The sequence below is a fragment of the Ensifer sp. EB106-05-01-XG146 genome (assembly GCF_058791875.1).
Genome location: NZ_JBYTDX010000002.1, coordinates 767,883 through 787,385, shown reverse-complemented (window position 1 = coordinate 787,385; position 19,503 = coordinate 767,883). Strand labels below are relative to the sequence as shown.

The 19,503-nt window shown below is 62.8% G+C and carries 15 protein-coding genes; 9 read left to right on the top strand and 6 right to left on the bottom strand.

Translation table 11 applies throughout. From position 1 onward, the window contains the following. The first annotated feature begins 91 nt into the window (after positions 1-91). From AC3WVQ_RS23655 to AC3WVQ_RS23630, 6 genes are all read left to right on the top strand, one after another. Positions 92-1,258, top strand: a complete 1,167-nt coding sequence (locus AC3WVQ_RS23655; RefSeq protein ID WP_034799628.1) for an HPP family protein — start codon at positions 92-94, stop codon at positions 1,256-1,258. 180 nt (positions 1,259-1,438) lie between these two features. Continuing rightward, complete coding sequence (locus AC3WVQ_RS23650; RefSeq protein ID WP_492383033.1) at positions 1,439-2,140, top strand: CerR family C-terminal domain-containing protein; 702 nt, start codon at positions 1,439-1,441, stop codon at positions 2,138-2,140. Continuing rightward, positions 2,137-3,144: a secretion protein HlyD gene (gene hlyD, locus AC3WVQ_RS23645; RefSeq protein WP_134886968.1), complete on the top strand. Its 1,008-nt coding sequence runs from the start codon at positions 2,137-2,139 to the stop codon at positions 3,142-3,144. Before AC3WVQ_RS23650 ends, hlyD begins: the two co-directional genes overlap by 4 nt. Continuing rightward, positions 3,141-4,871, top strand: a complete 1,731-nt coding sequence (locus tag AC3WVQ_RS23640; RefSeq protein ID WP_492383032.1) for an ATP-binding cassette domain-containing protein — start codon at positions 3,141-3,143, stop codon at positions 4,869-4,871. Before hlyD ends, AC3WVQ_RS23640 begins: the two co-directional genes overlap by 4 nt. Next, positions 4,868-6,016 (top strand): ABC transporter permease, encoded by a 1,149-nt coding sequence (locus AC3WVQ_RS23635; RefSeq protein WP_060601389.1) that lies wholly within the window; start codon positions 4,868-4,870, stop codon positions 6,014-6,016. The genes AC3WVQ_RS23640 and AC3WVQ_RS23635 overlap by 4 nt, the downstream gene beginning before the upstream one ends. 1 nt (position 6,017) lies before the next feature. Beyond that, the gene (locus tag AC3WVQ_RS23630; RefSeq protein WP_060601392.1) at positions 6,018-7,130 is read left to right on the top strand and encodes an ABC transporter permease; all 1,113 of its coding nucleotides are present in this window, start codon (positions 6,018-6,020) and stop codon (positions 7,128-7,130) included. Here AC3WVQ_RS23630 and AC3WVQ_RS23625 read toward each other — a convergent pair whose 3' ends face one another. Both AC3WVQ_RS23625 and AC3WVQ_RS23620 read right to left on the bottom strand, forming a co-directional pair. Beyond that, complete coding sequence (locus AC3WVQ_RS23625; protein ID WP_060601394.1) at positions 7,131-7,733, bottom strand: alpha/beta hydrolase; 603 nt, start codon at positions 7,731-7,733, stop codon at positions 7,131-7,133. 155 nt (positions 7,734-7,888) lie between these two features. Beyond that, a complete protein-coding gene (locus AC3WVQ_RS23620) occupies positions 7,889-8,818 on the bottom strand; it encodes a VOC family protein (protein ID WP_060601398.1) in 930 nt (309 codons plus the stop codon). A gap of 233 nt (positions 8,819-9,051) precedes the next feature. Between AC3WVQ_RS23620 and AC3WVQ_RS23615 the strand changes: the two genes are divergently transcribed. Then, positions 9,052-10,878: a sensor histidine kinase gene (locus tag AC3WVQ_RS23615; protein WP_060601401.1), complete on the top strand. Its 1,827-nt coding sequence runs from the start codon at positions 9,052-9,054 to the stop codon at positions 10,876-10,878. Beyond that, positions 10,875-12,236 (top strand): sigma-54-dependent transcriptional regulator, encoded by a 1,362-nt coding sequence (locus AC3WVQ_RS23610; RefSeq protein ID WP_060586231.1) that lies wholly within the window; start codon positions 10,875-10,877, stop codon positions 12,234-12,236. The genes AC3WVQ_RS23615 and AC3WVQ_RS23610 overlap by 4 nt, the downstream gene beginning before the upstream one ends. 75 nt (positions 12,237-12,311) lie before the next feature. Here the strand turns inward: AC3WVQ_RS23610 and AC3WVQ_RS23605 are convergent, their stop codons facing one another. Genes AC3WVQ_RS23605 through AC3WVQ_RS23590 form a run of 4 tightly spaced genes read right to left on the bottom strand, consistent with a single transcriptional unit; the run spans position 12,312 to position 17,614 of the window. After that, positions 12,312-13,913 carry an ABC transporter ATP-binding protein gene (locus AC3WVQ_RS23605; RefSeq protein ID WP_060530325.1) on the bottom strand — a complete coding sequence of 534 codons (1,602 nt, stop codon included), beginning with the start codon at positions 13,911-13,913 and terminating at the stop codon, positions 12,312-12,314. Between the two features lies 1 nt (position 13,914). Then, complete coding sequence (locus tag AC3WVQ_RS23600; RefSeq protein ID WP_034799617.1) at positions 13,915-15,045, bottom strand: ABC transporter permease; 1,131 nt, start codon at positions 15,043-15,045, stop codon at positions 13,915-13,917. Further along, positions 15,038-15,961 carry an oligopeptide ABC transporter permease OppB gene (oppB, locus tag AC3WVQ_RS23595; protein WP_034799616.1) on the bottom strand — a complete coding sequence of 308 codons (924 nt, stop codon included), beginning with the start codon at positions 15,959-15,961 and terminating at the stop codon, positions 15,038-15,040. The genes AC3WVQ_RS23600 and oppB overlap by 8 nt, the downstream gene beginning before the upstream one ends. 54 nt (positions 15,962-16,015) lie before the next feature. Continuing rightward, positions 16,016-17,614 (bottom strand): peptide ABC transporter substrate-binding protein, encoded by a 1,599-nt coding sequence (locus AC3WVQ_RS23590; RefSeq protein WP_034799615.1) that lies wholly within the window; start codon positions 17,612-17,614, stop codon positions 16,016-16,018. Positions 17,615-18,374: 760 nt separating this feature from the next. Between AC3WVQ_RS23590 and fba the strand changes: the two genes are divergently transcribed. After that, on the top strand, positions 18,375-19,418 hold the full coding sequence (fba, locus tag AC3WVQ_RS23585) for a class II fructose-bisphosphate aldolase (protein ID WP_113293611.1): 1,044 nt from the start codon (positions 18,375-18,377) through the stop codon (positions 19,416-19,418). Positions 19,419-19,503: the final 85 nt, after the last annotated feature.

Genomic DNA, 19,503 nt, shown 5'->3' with positions numbered 1-19,503 from the left:
ACGCCGGTTTTTGGATGCGGATTTCATGCCCAATGCTGCGCCATGTGCTAATGGCGTGCCCAAGTCCGTACCTCCCCTCCCGAGAGGCTCCATGTCGAAGGCCCGCGCGTACATCAAGCGTTTCATCCCATCGCTCGTTCCGATCAGCCATCTGGAACGCCTGCGTGCGTCTTTGGGCGCTCTTCTTGGCATCCTGCTTACCGGCTTGATCAGCAGCTATGCCCTCGGGGCGGGCGCCAGCCTGCCGCTGCTGATCGCGCCAATGGGCGCCTCGGCCGTCCTTCTCTTTGCCGCCCCGGCCAGCCCGCTCGCCCAGCCCTGGTCGATCGTCGGCGGCAACACCATCTCTTCGCTGATCGGCGTGACCGCGGCGTTGCTGATCCCGGATCCGGTCGTCGCAGCCGCAGTCGCCGTCGGGCTCGCCATCGCCATCATGCTGCTGCTCGGCTGCCTTCATCCGCCGAGCGGGGCGGTTGCGCTGACCGCCGTGCTCGGTGGCCCGGCGATCCACGAGGCGGGCTACTGGTTCGTCCTGTCGCCGGTCGCCATCAATTCGGTCGTCATCCTCTTGATCGCGCTGGCGTTCAACAACGTGACCGGTCGCCGCTACCCGCATCTTGCGCAGGCGCCGACGCTGCATGGAACGAGCGACCCCGCGCCGACGCACAGGCTCGGCATCGTCCCCGAAGACCTGCAGGCCGTTCTCGCCCAATATGGTGAAGTGGTCGACGTCAGTCCCGAAGAGCTCGACGCGTTGATCCACCAGGCGCAGATCCGCGCCTTCAACCGCCGCTCCGGCGAAATCACCTGCGCCGAGATCATGTCGCGCGACGTCGCCACGGCCACGCCCGAGACGACCTTGCGCCAGGCCTGGCAGACCCTGATCAAGCATCACATCAAGGCGCTACCGGTCGTGACTGAAAAGGACGGCCTCGTCGGTATCGTCACGCAAACCGATTTCATGAAACACGCGATGCTCACGCCGCAGGGCGGCATCCGCCAGCGGCTCGGAAACGTTATCGGCTTCGGGCCGAAAACGCCGCGGCTCGTATCCGACATCATGACCCGCAAGGTGCAATCCGCCCTGCCGGAAACCATGATCGCCAAACTCGTGCCGCCGATGTCCGACATGGGGCTGCACCATATGCCCGTGGTCGATCCGGATAACCGGCTGCTCGGCGTCGTCACCCAATCGGATCTCATCGCCGCCCTCTTTCAGCGCCGCCTCGAACGGGGCGAAGAGCGCGACGTCGCTTAGGCCAAAAGGTTCACCGGAGGTTCCTCGCCCGCAAAATAGAGCGCCACGGCAAAACCGCTGTGCGCCTTTGTGCGACTTGCATTCTGCAACACGACCTCATCGATGCAAGGCATGTCGTCATCCGTCACGTAAATTCATTCGATTGACTTAATCAATGGAATGATGTAATTTCAGTATGTCATGAAAAAAGAAACCTCGCCCCGTCCGACCAAGCAGGACCGCGGAGATGTCACCCGCGAGAAACTGCTGACCAGTTCCATCGACGTCTTTGGCCGCTACGGCTTTGACGGCGCAACCACTCGCATGCTCGCCGAAACGGCAGGCGTGAACCTCCAGGCAATCCCCTATTACTTCGGCGGCAAGGAAGGCCTCCATATCGCCGCTGCGGAGCACCTTGCCTCGATCATCATCGACCACGTCGCAGACCTTCGAAACGCGGTTCTTGCTCGCCTTGCCCACCTCGACAGCCAAGGCCAGCCGTTGGAACCCCGGGAAGCCCGCGACATGCTCACCCAGCTGGCGCAGCACATGGTCGCCCTCTTCGTGAGCCGCCAGTCCGAAAGCTGGGCGCGCTTCATCATCCGCGAACAGATGGAGCCGACGGAAGCCTTTGAGCGCGTCTATTCCAACGTCATGGGCCCGATGATCGGCATGGCCGCCAGGCTGGTTGCCACCATCCTTGGCGAGCCTCCTCAATCGGAACAGGTCCGGCTGAAAACCCTGTCCTTCGTCGGCAGCATCCTGGTCTTCCGCATGGCCCACGCAGCCGTGCTTCGGCAGATGAAATGGCAGGCGGTCGGTCCTGACGAGCTCGACCTCTTGCGCCGACATGCTGCCGAGCTGGTCGCGACCATTGGAAGCAAGCGGGAGGACCGGTCATGAACAAGCCGGCAGCAGCCCTTGTATTGCTTGCCGGAGCCGCGGCCAGTGCCTGGTGGTTCGACGTGCCGCAGCGGCTCGGCTGGATCGGCACGGAGCAGACCTCGGTGCTCTACGGCAATGTCGACATTCGGCAGGTTTCACTCGGCTTCCGCGTCAGCGGCCGAATCGCAAGCCTTGGCGTCGACGAAGGAGACGTGGTCAAGCCCGGGGACGTTCTGGCGACGCTGGACGCCGCCCCGTTCGAGCAGGCGGTCGCCGCGGCGCAGGCCGATCTCGGTGCGCTCAGGGCCAACCTTGCAAAGCTGAGGGCGGGGGCACGCCCGACCGAGATCGCCCAGGCGCGCGCGACCCATGAGGAACGTCTGGCCGATCTCGAAAACGCCAATCTCGCTTATGAACGCGCGCGGCAATTGCGCCCGAACGGCACCATCTCCCAGGCCAATCTCGACGAGGCGAATGCCAACAGGGCGGCAGCCGCAGCGCGCGCCACCTCCGCCCGCGAGGCCCTGGCGCTCATCGAAGAGGGAAGCCGGATCGAGGATATTGAAGCCGCCCAGGCGCAGGTGCTTGCCGCCGAAGCCAAGCTCGAAAGCGCCCGCACCTCGCTTGCCGATACCCAACTGTTCGCGCCGAGCGCCGGCACGGTCCTGTCACGGGTGCGCGAGGCTGGTGCCATCGTCGCGCCTTCCGACACCGTCTACGTCGTCTCGCTGAACGAACCCGTCTGGGTGCGCGCCTATGTGGCGGAACCGGACCTTGGCCGGGTGCATCCCGGCATGGCCGTCGAGGTCACGTCCGACAGCGCCCCGGACCACCGCTACAAGGCGACGGTCGGGTTCATTTCACCGGTCGCCGAATTCACGCCCAAGTCGGTGGAAACGCCGGAACTGCGCACCGATCTCGTTTATCGCCTGCGCATCGTGGTCGACAAGCCGGGCCCCGATCTCCGGCAGGGCATGCCCGTGACCGTGCATCTGCCGGAAAAGGCTGGAGCCGCGCAATGAGCGACGAGGTGCCGTTCGTTCGCATCGCGGATGTGGTCAAGCGCTTCGGCGATGCCCCGCCGGCGCTCGACCATATCGCTGGCGAAATCTTGGGCGGGCGGATCACCGGGCTCGTCGGCCCCGATGGCGCCGGAAAGACCACGCTGATCCGTCTGATGACCGGGCTGATGGTGCCGGACGAAGGCGAGGTCGAGGTTCTCGGTTTCGATACGGTGGCGAATGCTGCCGATATCCAGGCGGCCATCGGCTACATGCCGCAACGCTTCGGCCTCTATGAGGACCTTTCCGTTCAGGAAAACCTCAATCTCTACGCCGATCTTCGCGGCCTGCCGCTTGGCGAGCGTGCAGCGACCTTCGACGAACTGCTTGAATTTACCGACCTCAAGCGTTTCACCACCCGTCTTGCCGGCAAGCTCTCTGGCGGCATGAAGCAGAAGCTTGGCCTTGCCTGCGCCCTGCTGCGCAAGCCGAGGCTGCTTCTCCTCGACGAACCGGGCGTCGGCGTCGACCCGATCTCGCGCCGAGATCTCTGGAAGATGGTCGAAGACCTGACGAAGGAAGGCATCGGCGTCGTCTGGTCCACGGCCTATCTGGACGAGGCGGAGGCCTGCGACAGCGTTCTGCTCTTGAACGAAGGCAAGCTCCTGTTCACGGGCAGTCCCGCCGAATTGACCGCCAGGGTCGCCGATCGCGTCTTCAAGGTTTCCGGCATTACCCATGGGCGGCGCCAGAAGCTCGCAAGCTATCTCGACGACGACGATGTCGTCGACGGGGTCATCCAGGGCGAAGCGATCCGCCTGGTCATGAAGCCAGGGGCCAAACCGCCAACCCCGGACGGACATTCGTCCGCATCGGGCGTGGCGACGACCACGCCGCGTTTCGAGGATGCGTTCATCGACATGCTCGGCGGCGGTCCCGGTGGCCGCTCCAAGCTCGCGGAAACCCAGACCCCCTTCCCGACCGACGGCGAACGCCCGGTCATCGAAGCGCGCGGACTGACGAAACGCTTCGGCGATTTCACCGCCGCGGATGCGATCACCTTCGACATACCGCGCGGTCAGATCTTCGGGCTCTTAGGCCCGAACGGCGCCGGCAAATCCACGACCTTCAAGATGTTGTGCGGGCTGTTGAAGCCCACGGCCGGCGAAGGCCGCGTCGCCGGTTTCGATCTACGGCGAGACGCAGCGGAAGCACGCAACCGGCTGGGCTACATGGCGCAAAAATTCTCGCTCTACGGCGATTTGAGCGTCGGCCAGAACCTCAGCTTCTTTGCGGGCGTCTACGGTCTTGCCGGCGCGCGCAAACGCGAACGCATCCAGTTGATGACGGAAATCTTCGGCTTCGCCCGCCTGCTCGACATGTCGGCGAAAGATCTGCCGCTCGGCCTCAAGCAGCGTCTGGCACTCGCCTGCGCCGTATTGCACGAACCGGAAGCGCTGTTTCTCGACGAACCGACCTCCGGCGTCGACCCCATCACCCGGCGCGAATTCTGGACCCACATCAACGGCCTTGTCGAAAAGGGCGTCACCGTACTCGTCACCACCCACTTCATGGACGAAGCCGAATATTGCGACCGCATTTCGCTGATTTATCGCGGCCGGTCGATCGCGCTCGGCTCACCGGACGAATTGAAGGCGCAGGTCGCCAGCCCCGACCTTCCGGACCCGACCATGGAGGATGCCTTCATCGCTCTGGTTCAAGGCTCGGAGGAGAAGGAGGCCGCATGAGCGCGCGCGCCGCAACGACCGAGGGCCGGGCCACGAGAGCCAGACGCTTTGCCGCGTTGGTGCGCAAGGAAAGCTATCAGATCGTTCGCGACCCGAGCAGCATCCTGATCGCCTTCGTGCTGCCGATGATCCTCCTGTTTCTCTTCGGCTATGGTGTTTCGCTCGACACGACGCAGACCCGCATCGGCCTCGTCGTCGAAGAAGAGGCCCCGCTGACGCGCGATCTTGCTGCGGGATTTCAGGCCTCGCGTTATTTCACGGTGGCGATCGGTCGGGACCGCCGCGAGTTCGAGGAAGACCTAGTGCTTGGCCGGGTCCGCGGCATCGTTGTAATCCCCAAGAGCTTCGTGGCCGACTACTCGGCCGGTCGGCACCCCGCCTTGCAGGTGCTCGTCGACGGCTCCGATCCCAACACCGCGAACTTCGTCCAGAACTATGCGCAGGCGACCGTAGCCAATTGGGAGCGCCAGCGGTTGAGCGACAGCGCCGGCCGGCCGCCGGCGATCTCGGCCGAGCAGCGCTTCTGGTTCAACCCGGAGCTGACCAGCCGGAACTTCCTGGTGCCGGGCTCGATCGCCATCGTCATGACGCTGGTCGGGACGCTGCTCACCTCGCTCGTCGTTGCACGTGAATGGGAGCGCGGCACGATGGAGGCGATGATGGCGACGCCGGTTTCGGCAGCCGAACTCCTTGCCGGCAAGCTGCTGCCCTATTTTATTCTCGGGCTCACCTCGATGACGCTCTGCGTCCTCCTTGCCGTCTTCCTCTTCGGCGTTCCTTTTCGCGGCTCGGTCGCAGCGCTCTACGCGCTGTCAGCGACTTTCCTGATGCCGGCGCTCGGTCAGGGCCTGTTGATTTCGGCGGCGACCAAGAACCAGTTCCTCGCCTCGCAGCTCGCGCTGATTTCGGCGTTTCTTCCGGCCTTCCTGCTTTCGGGATTTCTCTTCGAGATCAATTCGATGCCGACGGTCATCCAGTGGATCACCTTTATCGTGCCGGCGCGCTATCTGATCCCGAGCCTGCAGACGGTGTTTCTGGCTGGCGACATCTGGCCGATGTTCGGCAAGTCCATTGCCGCCATGCTCCTGATCGGCAGCGTGTTCTTCGCGCTCGCCGCCCGCAGTACCCGCAAGAGGATCGGCTGACATGTGGTGGACGAGACTGAAGGCCCTGATCGTCAAGGAGTTGCTGGCGGTGCTGCGCGACCCCAAGGGGCGCACCGTGCTGATCGTACCGCCGATCCTGCAGCTTCTGGTGTTCTCCTACGCTGCGACGCTGGAGGTCACGAATGTCGACGTGCTGGTGCTGAACCGCGACAACGGCCACTGGAGCCAGGATCTAATCGAGGGGATCGACGGCTCGCCAACCTTCCGAAGCATCCGCTTCACCGACAGTCAGCAGGAGGTGCGCCTGGCGATCGACACCCAGCAGGTCATTGCGGCGATCGAAATCGGCCCCACCTTCTCGCGCGATATCGAGGCCGGCCGGCCGGCGGAGGTGCAGGTCATCCTCGACGGCCGCCGCTCCAATGCGTCGCAGATCGTCTCCGGTTATCTCGGCCGTATCGTCGGCACGCTTGCCGCCGAGACGCCCGCCGGCAAGCGCATGGCATCGGGGGCGGTCACCGTCGTTGCCCGCAACTGGTTCAATCCAAACCTTACCTACCAGTGGTTCATGGTTCCGAACCTCGTCGCCAGCATCGCATTGTTGATCGGTCTTATTGTCACGGCGCTATCGATCGCGCGCGAACGGGAGCTCGGCACTTTCGATCAACTGATGGTCTCGCCGCTTCGAACCCACGAGATCCTGATCGGCAAGCTGATCCCGCCGATGATGATCGGCCTCTTCCACATCACCATTTACATCCTGGCGGCCGTCTTCATCTTCGGCGTGCCGCTGCGCGGCTCGCTGCTTTTGCTCTACGGCAGCGCGGTGTTCTACCTCGCCTCCGTCGTCGGCCTCGGCCTGTTCATTTCTGCCCTGTCGATGACGCAGCAGCAGGCGATCCTCGGCGCGTTCCTGTTCATGGTGCCGGCGATGCTGCTTTCGGGTTTCGCCACGCCGATCGAGAACATGCCCTCCTGGCTGCAGCCGATCACCTATGTCAATCCGCTGCGCTACTTCCTCGTGATCGTGAAGGGCGTGTTCCTCAAGGACATTCCGGCGGCCGAGGTGGCGCGACAGACGGTCCCATTGTTTCTGATCGCCATCGTCACCCTCTCGGCCGCCTCCTGGCTCTTCCGTCGCCGGCTGGAGTGATCAATCCTTCAGGAAGCGCGCGATCGCCGCGATTTCATTCTGGCGGATGTCGTGCCCGCCCGAATGCCACTCGGTTTCGGTTGCCGCGCCCTGCCCCTGGAAATAGTCCGCGAGCGCCTGGGTCAGCGGCGCCGGGCAGATGGGGTCACGCTCGCCGGCGGTGATCAGGACGCTACGCCCCTTCAGCCCTGCATTGTCCTTCGGGCGGAATGGGATCAAGGGATGCATCAGCACCGCCTTGTCGAAAACACCACCTTCGATCAGCACGTTGGAAAGGATGTTCGCGCCGTTGGAATAACCAAGGCCGATCACCTGTGAAGCCTGATGCTCTGCAGCCAGCGCCTTGACGAAGCCCGTCATCTTTTCGGTGGCGCGAGCAAGGTCGGCCATATCGTAGACACCCTCGCCGGTGCGCTTGAAGAAGCGTGCGGCGCCAAATTCCGAAACGTCGCCTCGTGGCGAAACGATCGTCGCGTCGGGCAGCAACTCGGATGCGAAAGTGAAGAACTGGTTCTCGTCACCGCCGGTCCCGTGGAACACGAAGAAAATCGGCTGGCCGGGCTTTCCGGCCTTCAGCTTGTGAACATAGCCATGATCTACCATTTTTGTCTCCTGGGGCAGGCCTCCGACGGGTCGAAGCCTCGTGCGAACCTGCCTGATTTCAAAGCGTTGACTTCACGGTTTCGACGAAACTGTGAACCGACCTGTGCAAGATCGGGTAGCGAAGGCTCGCCGCGGCGGCGAGCCTTCTTGGCGTCTTAGTCGATCTTCTGCAGGTGACTTTCGAGGATCGGGCGCAGGTGCTTGTGCTGCTGCGGCAGCTTCAGCGCCTCGCCGAGATGGGCGAGGTCCTCGTCCCGGTCGAAGCCAGGCTCGTTTGTCGCGATCTCGAACAGGACGCCGCCCGGCGTGCGGAAATAGATCGCCCAGAAGTAATCGCGGTCGATGACCGGCGTCACCTGATAGCCCGTGTCCATCAGTGCCTTGCGCACCTCGAGTTGCTTTTCGCAGTTATCGACCGCGAAGGCGATGTGGTGCACCGAGCCTGCCCCTTGCGAGGCGCGGCCGATATTCGGCATCGTTTCGAGGTCGATGACGCGGGCATCGTTGCCGCCGGGCACGATTAGACGAGTTACACCATCCTTGCGGTCAAGTTCTTCGTAGCCCATGAACTTCAGAAGTTCCGCCGTCGCACCTTCGTCACGCAGGCGCAGTGCTGCCGAATGGAACCCGCGGATCGCATGATCAGCGGAAATGCCGCCTTCCGTCCAGGGCGTGCGCCCATCGTCCCTGACCTCGACAAGCGCAAAGCCGTCACCATCAGGACCGGCAAAGTTCAGGCGCTTTTCACCGAAGGTTTCTTCATCCTTGAGACCGGTGGCGCCGAGCGTCGCCAGCCGCTCTTTCCAGAAACCGAGCGAACCTTCGGGCACGGAGAAGACGGTGGTTCCGACTTCGCCAGTACCGGCGCGGCCACGCGGCATCTGCGGGAACGGGAAATAGGTCATGACGGTACCAGGCGTGCCGGCTTCGTCGCCGTAATAGAGGTGGTAGACATCCGGCGAGTCGAAGTTGACCGTCTTCTTGACACGGCGCAGGCCGAGCGACTTGGTGAAGAACAGGTTGTTCTCGCGCGCATCGTCCGCCATCGAGGTGACGTGATGCAGACCCTTGATCTGATTGAGCATTGCCGTGATCCTTTCTTCCGGCGCCACCGGGCGCTCCGTTGGGTCTTAGATGCGCCTATCCGCTTCTCGGCGAAAGACGGCCGCAACCAAACGCATTGTCAACAGATCGTTGACGACACCTAAAACTCGTCAACAGAAGCGAGTTGCAGCGGCGACTTGTGAGCCCTCGCCCCGATGCTTAAGATCGGCGGGCGGCATCTGCTGCAACGACGCGAGGAGGGGCGCGCATATCTGTGAAGCATCGCTTGGTCCTTGCGTTCCTGCTGTTGCCGCTGCTTGCAGCCATGCTGGCATGGAAAGGCTATGCGGTCACGACCGACAGCTACTTGCGCGAGGCAGGTGCTCAGGCGACCACGGCGCTGCGCCTCGCCGTCACCGCGCTCGACGGCCACCTCAACCGCTACCAGGCGTTGCCGGCACTGATCGCGGATCATGACGATGTCCGCGAGCTCGTCACCCGCCCACGGGACCGGCGACTGCGGGAGGCCGTCGACAGCTACCTCAAGGACATCAACGGCCTGTTGCAGTCCTCGGACATCTACGTGATCACGCCGGATGGCAACACCATCGCCGCCAGCAACTATGACGGGCCGACGAGCTTCGTTGGGCAGAATTTCAGCTACCGGCCCTACTTCCAGGAAGCGCTTCGCGGCGAGCAATCGCGGTTCTATGCACTCGGAACCACGTCGTTGAAACGCGGCTACTTTTTCGGATCCCCGATCCGGGTCGGCAACGAGATCCGCGGCGTCATGGTGTTCAAGGTCGATGTCGAGCGCATCGAAGCGTCCTGGCAGGGCGGCGAGTACAAGATCTTCGTCTCCGACCCGGAAGGCATCGTCTTCATGTCCGGCGATCCGGAATGGCGCTACGCGTCGATCCTGCCGCTGACGTCGGACCGGCTTGCACGAACCGAGGCCTCCAGGCGCTACGCCGATGCGACCGTACATGCCCTTCCCGTGTCGGAGCGCGTTTCGTCCGACCGTCATTTCCTCACCGTCTCGGCCGAAAACTCAAGCCGCGAATACCTTATGCTTTCGCAGCGGATGCCCGACGCCGACTGGACGGTGAATGTGCTGGTCGACACCGCGTCGGTGCGAACACAGGCGCTGACGACTGTTATCGCCGCTCTGCTTCTGCTCTGCCTTGCCGGTCTCGGCGTCGCCATCATTCTCCAGCGGCGCGCGCGGCTCAACGAGCGCCTGTCGATGCAGGCGGAAGCACAGGCCGAGCTGGAACGCCGCGTAGACGAACGCACCGCTGACCTTGCCCGCGTCAACGGCCAGATCGAGGAAGAGATCGCCGAACGGCGGCTGACGGAGAAGCAACTGCGACGGACGCAGGCCGATCTGATCCAGGCCGGAAAACTGGCAGGGCTCGGGCAGATGTCCGCCGCCCTCTCGCACGAATTCAACCAGCCGCTCGCCGCCGCCAAGACCTATGCTGACAGCGCCGCACTGCTGATCGAGCGGGGTCGGTCCGACGAGGCGACGGACAATATCCGCCGCATCTCCGGGCTTGTCGACCGCATGGCGGCGATCAGCAAGCACCTGCGCAATTTCGCCCGCAAACCGAACGAGAAACTCGGGCGGGTCCCGGTCGAGGAAGTGGTGCGCGACACGATGGAGATCGTGTCGGTTCGGCTGAAGGCGGCGGCGGCGACCATCGACATCGATCTCGGCAACGAACCGCTCGTCGTCCGGGCCGGCTCGGTCCGCCTGCAGCAGGTGCTCGTCAACATCATTTCCAATGCCGCCGATGCCGTCGAGGGCCTTGACGACCGCACCATCCGCCTGCGTGCGAAGCAGGAAGACGGCAAAGTCGTGCTGACCGTCAGCGACCGCGGCCCCGGCATTGCGCCGGCGATTGCCGAACGTATCTTCGACCCATTCTTTTCCACAAAGGGCGTCGGCAAGGGGCTGGGCCTTGGCCTTTCGATTTCCTATAACATTATCAAGGATTTCGGCGGAAGCCTTGTCGCCACTAACCTTGCGGAAGGCGGCGCCGAGTTCCGCATCGAACTCGCTGCCGAAAACAGCAATGCCCGGGAGGCCGCCGAATGATCGAGAGCCGGATCCTGCTCGTCGATGACGAAGAGGATGTGCGCCATTCGAGCGCCCAGGCGCTCGAGCTGGCCGGTTTCCGCGTCGATACCTTCTCGGCCGCCGAACACGCGCTCGAATTCATCAGCTACAGTTTTCCTGGCGTGGTGATCAGCGATATCCGCATGCCGGGCATGGACGGCATGACCCTCCTGCAGCGCATCCGCGAAATCGATGCGGAGGTACCGGTCATCCTCGTCACCGGCCATGGCGATGTGCAACTCGCGGTCCGGGCCATGCGCGAAGGCGCCTATGACTTCGTCGAGAAGCCCTTCGCAGCGCAGATGCTCGCCGGCACGATCCGCCGGGCACTGGACTGGCGCGCGCTCGTTCTTGAAAACCGCCGGCTGAAGGCGGTTGCCGGCAAGCGCGACGACATCGAACAGCGGCTGCCCGGTCGAAGCCAGGTCATGGTCGATCTGCGCTACCGCATCCGCGCGCTCGGCGCGGCCGATGCCGATACGTTGATCATCGGCGATACCGGCGTCGGCAAGGAGGTGCTGGCCCGCACGCTGCATGATCTGAGCACCCGCGCCAACAGCCCGTTCATCGCTATCAACTGCGCCGCACTGCCCGAAAACCTGATCGAAAGCGAGCTCTTCGGCCATGAGCCCGGCGCCTTTCCCGGCGCCATCCGTCCGCGCTACGGCAAGTTCGAACATGGTCGCGGCGGTACGATCCTGCTCGACGAGATTGGCTCGATGCCCTTCGACCTCCAGGCTAAGTTTCTGCGGGTGCTGCAGGAACGCGTCATCACCCGGCTCGGATCGAACGAGCAGGTCCCGCTCGACGTCCGTTTCATCGCCACCAGCAAGGTCGATCTCGAAAAGGAAGTCGCCGCCGGGCGCTTCCGGGCGGACCTCCTCTATCGCCTCAACGTCGCGACGCTCCGCGTCCCCTCGCTTGCCCAGCGGCGCGCCGACATTCCGCTGCTCTTTCTGCAACTGGTCAGGGAGTCGGCCGCTCGCTACGGCCGGGATGAGGTGGAGATCTCCCAATCGATGCTGGCCGAAATCGCCGAGCGCGACTGGCCGGGCAACGTGCGCGAGTTGCGCAATGCCGCCGAGCGGCTGGTGCTCGGGCTCGATGCGGCTCCCGACGACAGCGCGCGATCGGAAAACGGCAACCGCCTTGCCGACAAGGTGGCGGCCTATGAAAAAGGCCTCATCGCCAGCGCAATCGCCGCCCATGGCGGCGCGCTGAAGCCGGTCTACGAGACCCTCGGCATCTCGCGCAAGACGCTCTACGAGAAGATGCAGAAGTTCGGGCTCGACAAGAAACTCGTCGCTTCCGATTTCTCCGCAGAGAACGAGACCTGACGTTTCCGAGCCCGCGAACGAAAACGGGGACGCGATCGCTCGCGTCCCCGCTAAATTTTGAAGGCCTGTGCCTGCTCAAACGTTGAAGGCAGCGCCGATCAGCGTCTTGGTATAGGGCTGCTTCGGCGCCTCGAAGATCGCATCGGTCTCGCCTTCCTCGACGATCTTGCCGTTCTTCATGACGATCACGTAGTCCGACATCGCCTTCACCACCGAAAGGTCGTGGCTGATGAAGATGTAGGAGAGCCCGTGTGAGCGCTGCAGGTCGCGCAACAGCTCGATCACCTGCCCCTGGACCGAACGGTCGAGCGCCGACGTCGGCTCATCGAGGATGACGACCTTGGGCTTCAGGATCATGGCACGAGCAATGGCGATGCGCTGGCGCTGGCCGCCCGAGAACTCGTGCGGATAGCGGTTGCGGGAGGCGGGATCGAGCCCCACTTCCTTCAACGCTTCCGACGCCCGGCGGTCGCGGTCGGCGCGGGTGAGCTCGGGCTCGTGCACGTGCAGGCCTTCGGTGATGATTTCGCCGACGGTGCGCCGTGGCGAAAGCGAGCCGTAAGGATCCTGGAAGACGAGCTGCAGGGTGCGCCGCAGCGGCCGCATCTGCCCGCGGTCGAAGCCGGAGATATCCGTCGTGCCGAAGCGGTAGTGGCCGCTGCTCGGCAGGAGCCGAAGAAGCGCGCGGCCGAGCGTCGACTTGCCCGAACCGGACTCGCCGACGACACCGATCGTCTGCCCTTCCTTCAGGCGCAGATTGACGCTGTCGACCGCACGGAAGACGGACTTGCCGCCGCGGAAGAGGCCGCCACCGATCTGGTAATCGACGCAGACGTCGCGACCTTCAAGAATGATCGGCGCACTGTCGGGCGGAGACGCCTTGCGGCCGCTCGGTTCGGCGGCAAGCAGCATCTTCGTATAGTCGGCCTGCGGCCGTTCGAAGATGTCGGCCGTCGTGCCCTTTTCAACCACTTCGCCGCGACGCATCACGGCGACACGGTCGGCGAAGTGTTTGACGATGCCGAGGTCGTGGGTGATCAGCACGATCGCCATGCCGAATCGCTTCTGCAGCGATTTCAGGAGATCGAGGATCTGTGCCTGGATCGTCACGTCGAGCGCCGTCGTCGGCTCGTCCGCAATCAGCAGATCCGGGTCGTTCGCAAGTGCCATCGCGATCATCACGCGCTGGCGCTGGCCGCCCGATAGCTCGTGCGGATAGCTGTCAATGCGGCGCGCCGGTTCCGGAATGCCGACGAGCTCCAGCAGTTCGAGCACGCGCGCCCGCGCCTGCTTGAACGTGCCGCCGCGGTGGTGAACGATCGGCTCGGCGATCTGGCGACCGACCGGATAGAGCGGATCGAGCGAGGTCATCGGCTCCTGGAAGATCATGGTGACCTTCGCGCCGCGGACCTGGTTCAAGGCCTTAGCCGGCAGTCCGACGAGCTCCTGCCCGCGGTAGGTTGCCGAGCCGGTCACGGTGCCGTTCTTGGCAAGCAGACCCATGATGCCCATCATCGTCTGACTCTTGCCGGAGCCGGACTCGCCGACGACCGCGAGCGTTTCGCCGGTGCGCACATCGAGATCGATGCCCTTGACCGCTTCGACCGTGCCATCAGGCGTCGAGAAGTTCACCTTGAGACCGCGAACGGCCAGGATGGTTTCCTTGGTATCTGCCATGTCAGCGATCCTTCGGGTCGAGCGCGTCGCGCAGGCCGTCGCCGACGAAGTTCAGCGAGAACAGCGTCAGGACGAAGAAGATGGCCGGGAAGATCAGAAGCCATGGCGCCGACTGGATGTTGTTTGCGCCTTCCGAGATCAGCGCCCCCCAGCTCGTCAGCGGCGCCTGAACGCCGAGGCCGAGGAAGGAGAGGAAGCTCTCGAGCAGGATCACCTTGGGCACGACGACGGTCACGAAAACGATGACCGGGCCAATCGTGTTGGGGATGATGTGCCGGCGGATGATCTGCCAATCCGTGAGACCGAGCGCCTGCGCGGCGCCGACGAATTCTCGACGTTTCAACGCCAATGTCTGACCGCGCACGATACGGGCCATGTCGAGCCATTCCACTGCCCCGATCACCAGGAAGATCAGGATGAACGAGCGCCCGAAGAACACGACGAGAACGACGACCAGAAACACGAAGGGCAGAGAATACATGATCTCAACCAGACGCATCATGACGTTGTCGACGCGACCGCCGATGTAGCCCGATGTCGCGCCGTAGACCACGCCGATCCCGAGAGACACGAGGCTCGCAAGCAGGCCGACGGCGATCGAGATCTGGCCGCCGAGCATGACGCGAACCAGGAGGTCCCGGCCGTTGGAATCCGTGCCGAAGGGGAAGTATTCCCGGTCGACCTGGCCGGTCACCTTCAGCGTCTTTCCGTCGTTTTCCGTTGCCACCACCTGGGTGTCGCGGAATTCGTTGGCGCGGTCGAAGTAGCGCGTGGCGCGGGAATCGATCGGCTGTTCGGAAGTAATCGTCGCGGTGAAGGTTTCACCCTCGAGATTGAACTCCTTGAGCGTGACGCGTGCCCGTGTGGCGACGCCTTCCATCACGTCCTGAAGCGTCGACGTATCTGGACGCGGCTCCAGGCTCGGGCTGATCGAGACGTAGGACGGAAACACCTGATCGTAGGTGTGCGGGACGAAGAACGGACCGAGGAACGAGAACAGCGCGATAAGCGCCAGCATGAAGCAGCCGGCCATGGCGGCACGGTTGCGCTTGAAGCGCATGGCGGCGAGCTGGAAGAGGCTGCGCCCCTTTGTTTCCGGCGTCGCCGCCGGGGTCTGGGCGATATCAGTCATGGCGAACCCTCGGATCGAGCAGGCCGTAGAGAATGTCGACCAGGAGATTGAAAACGATGACGAAGATGGCAACGAGGATAACTGTGCCCATCACCAGCGTGTAGTCACGGTTGATGGCGCCAAGGACGAAGTAGCGACCGACGCCCGGGATGGTGAAGATCGTCTCAACGACGGCCGAGCCGGTCAGAAGGGCCGCAGCACAGGGCGCGAGATAGGACACGACCGGCAGCATCGCACCACGCATCGCATGGGTAACGACGACCGTTCGCGATGGCAGGCCATAGGCCTTGGCCGTTCGGATATGGTCGGTATGCAGCGCCTCGATCATCGAGCCGCGCGTGAGCCGCGCAAAAACCGCAAGCTGCGGCAGCGCCAGCGCGATCATCGGCAGGATCAGGAAGCGCAGCGATCCATCCCCCCAACCACCGGCCGGCAGCCATGCGAGCACGATCGCAAAGACCAGTGTCAGCACCGGGCCGACGACGAAGTTGGGCACGGTGACCCCTATCGTCGAAAACGACATGATGGTGAAATCGAGGACGCTGTTTTGCCGAAGCGCGGCAATCGTTCCGGCGGTGACGCCGCCGATCAGCGCAATAAGCAACGCGTAGAAGCCGAGTTCCATCGAATAGGGCAGACCCTTGCCGATCAATTCAGCGACGTTGTTGTCCTTGTAGACGTAGCTCGGGCCGAAGTCGCCGGTCACCGCATTGCTGAGATAGTGCGTGTATTGGCGCCAAAGAGGCTGGTCGAGCTGGTACGTCTTCATCAGGTTCGCCATCGTTTGTGGCGGAAGAGGACGCTCGAGGTTGAAGGGGCCACCAGGGGCGAACCGCATCAAGAAAAACGAAATGGTGACGACGATAAACAAGGTCGGCACCGCACTCGCCAATCGGCGAAGGATGAAGGAAATCATGGACGTGCTCCGGAGGCGACGCGCGACCTTATGACCGCGCGTCGTCTCTGTTCGTTATTCGGCGATGCTCAGGAACTTGCTGAGGTGCTCGTTCGGAGCATTGTCCGCCCAGCCCTTGACGCGGCTGGCAACCAGCCACAGGTCGGCCTGGGTCAGAAGCGGAGCGATCGGCTGTTCCTTCATCAGCAGCGCTTCGGCTTCATGCATCAGCTTCGAGCGAGCGGCCGGATCCTGCTCGTCGTAGGACTTCTTCATCAGGCCGTCGAACTCGGCGTTTTCGAAATGGCCGTAGTTGAAGGTCTTGTTGGAGCCGACGCTGAGCGCCAGGAAGTTCTCGGCATCCGCGTAGTCAGCCTGCCAGCCGGCGCGGGCAACGTTGAACTTGCCGCCTTCCTGCAGGTAGGCGTAGTGCGAGGACACGTCGAGGTTCACCAGCGACACCTTGGCGCCGAAGGTGTTCTTCCACATGTCGGCGACAGCCGTTGCGACGCGCTCGTGGTTCGGGTTGGTGTTGTAGCGCAGCTCGATGTCGAGCGGCTTGCCACCTTCGCCGTAGCCGGCTTCCTTCATCAGGGCGATGGCCTTGTCTTCGCGGTCGAGCTGCGACAGCGTGCCGAACTCGGCCTTGGACGGCTCACCGTAGCTCTCGATGCCCGGAGGAACCATCGAATAGGCGGGGAGCTGCGAACCGGCGTAGATTTCCTTGGCGAGGAAGTCGCGGTCGACGGCCATGGAGAGAGCCTGGCGGACGCGAACGTCGCTATAGGGCTCCTGGCGGGTGTCGAAGGCGTAGTAATAGGTCGCAAGCGACGGCGAGACATGGACCTGCTCGCCATAGGACGTGCGCAGACGGTCGATCTGGTCAGCCGAGAAGTTGTAGACGAGGTCCATTTCCTTGGCTTCGAAACGACGAACCGAAGCCGCCTGGTCGTCGATCGGGTAGAAGATGACCTTGTCGAGCTTGACGTTGGCCGCATCCCAGTAGTTGGCGTTCTTGACGACGGTCAGGCTGTCGTTCGGAACGTGGGCCTGCAGCGTGAAGGCGCCGTTCGATACCATGACGCCCGGCTTGACGAAGTCCGCGCCGTTCTTTTCGACGCTGGCCTTGCTGACCGGAAGTGCCGTCTGGTGTGCGAGCAGCTCCAGGAAGAACGGGGTCGGACGCTCGAGCGTGATTTCGACGGTCTTTTCGTCGATCGCCTTGATGCCGAGCTGATCGGTCGGCAGGTCGCCCTTGTTGACCTTTTCGGCGTTCTTGATCGGGAAGAGAATGTTGGCGTAGCCGGCAGCCGTCTTCGGATCTTCGACGCGGCGGAAGGAGAAGACGAAGTCTTCAGCCGTTACCGGCGAACCGTCCGACCACTTTGCATCGGCGCGCAGCTTGAAGGTGTAGACCGTGCCATCGTCCGAAAGCTCCCACGTCTCAGCAACACCGGGGACGATCTTGGCAGAGGCGTCATAGATCGTCAGACCTTCGTAGAGGTCCTTGAGGATGAACGCTTCAATGTTGATCGAGGTGTGGTGCTGGTCGAGCGTCTGCGGCTCACCTGCGTTGCCGCGATGCAGGACAGCTTCGGCAAGTGCCGGGCTTGCTCCGATGAGCAGCGAGCCAATCAGCGCGGCAGCGCGGAGGTTGAGTTTCAGTGATGCCATTTTGTTTCTCTCCTTCCCCTTGTTTTGGGTTTGTGATCGCAGGAGAGAAGTGCAAATCGTTCGCGAACGCAAGGCGGATTCTGCGGCTGTCTGCATCTTTATCTATAGGAGGGGAATCGACCTATCCCATAGGTTGTATTTTGTTTGCGATTCTTTTCGTCGCCTTTGCGACGGGCATATGACGTGAACAGGGCATTTTTGCGAAATCTACTGCAACGTTTTAGGTCCGCGCTTTTTGTCGGCCGGATTGGGCCTCGAATCATCCGCGATGCAAAGTTTGTGAATTTTAGCGGCAGTTTACGTAATCTGCGCAAAGAAAGAGGGGCGTTGCCGCAATCTTCTTGCGGGACGTTCACCTCCTGTCGACAGACTGTTTCCGACAGGGCATCCACCACGATGGTGTAACAGACAAAATCAGCGCCCAATGGTTGCATCCACTGCCCTCGACTCCCCCTCCTCTCAGGCACCACCAGAAAGTGAAAACACTTCACACTGAAGGTGTTGCATCCAGTCCACAGTAAAATCGATTGAAGCGAGTTTCGACCTCTGGCAACCTGCCTTTTGCCCGGTTGTCAAACCACTTCGATGAACTATTGTGCGCCTGACTTCGGTGGGCGCGACCAATTCGCGCGCGCCGTCACGCCGCACGAAAAAGCCGGCCATCGACTTTGCCATCGATGCATTTCGTGCGGTTCAACGGCCGGATTGTTTTTATGGTGCGCCGCATAGGTTGCACCGAGTATCCAAAGGGAGATAGCGAATGGCATTGATCACATTGCGGCAACTGCTCGACCATGCGGCGGAGAACGACTACGCGCTGCCGGCGTTCAATGTGAACAATCTGGAATACATTCAGGCCGTCATGCGCGCCGCCGATGCGACCGACAGTCCGGTCATCCTTCAGGCAAGCCGTGGCGCCCGCTCCTACGCCGGTGACGCGTTCCTGCGCCACCTCATCCTTGGCGCGGCGGAAGAATACCCGCATATCCCGGTCTGTTTGCACCTCGACCACGGCGACCAGCCGTCGACCTGCATTTCGGCCATCACCAACGGCTTCACCTCCGTCATGATGGACGGCTCGCTGGAGAAGGACGGCAAGACCGTTGCCAGCTATGAATACAATGTCGCCGTCACCGCAGAAGTCGTGAAGATCGCGCATGCGGCCGGCGTTTCGGTTGAAGGCGAACTCGGCTGCCTCGGCAACCTCGAAACTGGCGCCGGCGACAAGGAAGACGGCCACGGCTTCGAAGGCAAGCTGTCGCGTGAAGAACTGCTGACCGATCCGGAGCAGGCGCTCGACTTCGTCACCAAGACCGGCGTCGACGCACTGGCCGTCGCCATCGGCACCAGCCACGGCGCCTACAAGTTCACCCGCGAGCCCGATGGCGACATCCTGTCGATCGAAACGATCGCCAAGATCAACAAGAAGCTGCCGAACACCCACCTCGTCATGCACGGCTCGTCGTCGGTGCCGAAGGATCTGCAGGATCTCTTCAACACCTATGGCGGCAAGATGAAGCCGACCTGGGGCGTGCCGGTCTCGGAAATCCAGAAGGCGATCCCGCTCGGCGTTCGCAAGGTCAACATCGACACCGACCTGCGCCTCGCCATGACCGGCACGATCCGCAAGAACTTCGCCGAGAACCCGGAAAACTTCGACCCGCGCACCTACCTGAAGCCGGCAACCGCGCTGATGACCGAAGTCTGCAAGGAGCGCTTCGAAGCCTTCCGCACCGCTGGCAAGGCCTCGAAGATCCGCACGCTGCGCCTGCCGGAAATGGCAAAGCGCTACGCGGCCAGCTGATCCGACAATCCCTCCCCGCTCCGGGTCACCGGATCGGGGAGCAGACGGCTTGCCTAGGCTTACAACACCGATCGGCGCGCGGTTC

Excerpts from the sequence above, each read along its gene's own strand:
- AC3WVQ_RS23610 (WP_060586231.1), top strand. The coding sequence starts at position 10,875 with ATGATCGAGAGCCGGATCCTGCTCGTCGATGACGAAGAGGATGTGCGC.
- AC3WVQ_RS23655 (WP_034799628.1), top strand. The coding sequence starts at position 92 with ATGTCGAAGGCCCGCGCGTACATCAAGCGTTTCATCCCATCGCTCGTT.
- AC3WVQ_RS23590 (WP_034799615.1), bottom strand. The coding sequence starts at position 17,614 with ATGGCATCACTGAAACTCAACCTCCGCGCTGCCGCGCTGATTGGCTCG.
- AC3WVQ_RS23605 (WP_060530325.1), bottom strand. The coding sequence starts at position 13,913 with ATGGCAGATACCAAGGAAACCATCCTGGCCGTTCGCGGTCTCAAGGTG.
- AC3WVQ_RS23620 (WP_060601398.1), bottom strand. The coding sequence starts at position 8,818 with ATGCTCAATCAGATCAAGGGTCTGCATCACGTCACCTCGATGGCGGAC.
- AC3WVQ_RS23650 (WP_492383033.1), top strand. The coding sequence starts at position 1,439 with ATGAAAAAAGAAACCTCGCCCCGTCCGACCAAGCAGGACCGCGGAGAT.
- AC3WVQ_RS23635 (WP_060601389.1), top strand. The coding sequence starts at position 4,868 with ATGAGCGCGCGCGCCGCAACGACCGAGGGCCGGGCCACGAGAGCCAGA.
- hlyD (WP_134886968.1), top strand. The coding sequence starts at position 2,137 with ATGAACAAGCCGGCAGCAGCCCTTGTATTGCTTGCCGGAGCCGCGGCC.
- AC3WVQ_RS23640 (WP_492383032.1), top strand. The coding sequence starts at position 3,141 with ATGAGCGACGAGGTGCCGTTCGTTCGCATCGCGGATGTGGTCAAGCGC.
- oppB (WP_034799616.1), bottom strand. The coding sequence starts at position 15,961 with ATGATTTCCTTCATCCTTCGCCGATTGGCGAGTGCGGTGCCGACCTTG.
- AC3WVQ_RS23630 (WP_060601392.1), top strand. The coding sequence starts at position 6,018 with ATGTGGTGGACGAGACTGAAGGCCCTGATCGTCAAGGAGTTGCTGGCG.
- fba (WP_113293611.1), top strand. The coding sequence starts at position 18,375 with ATGGCATTGATCACATTGCGGCAACTGCTCGACCATGCGGCGGAGAAC.
- AC3WVQ_RS23600 (WP_034799617.1), bottom strand. The coding sequence starts at position 15,045 with ATGACTGATATCGCCCAGACCCCGGCGGCGACGCCGGAAACAAAGGGG.
- AC3WVQ_RS23625 (WP_060601394.1), bottom strand. The coding sequence starts at position 7,733 with ATGGTAGATCATGGCTATGTTCACAAGCTGAAGGCCGGAAAGCCCGGC.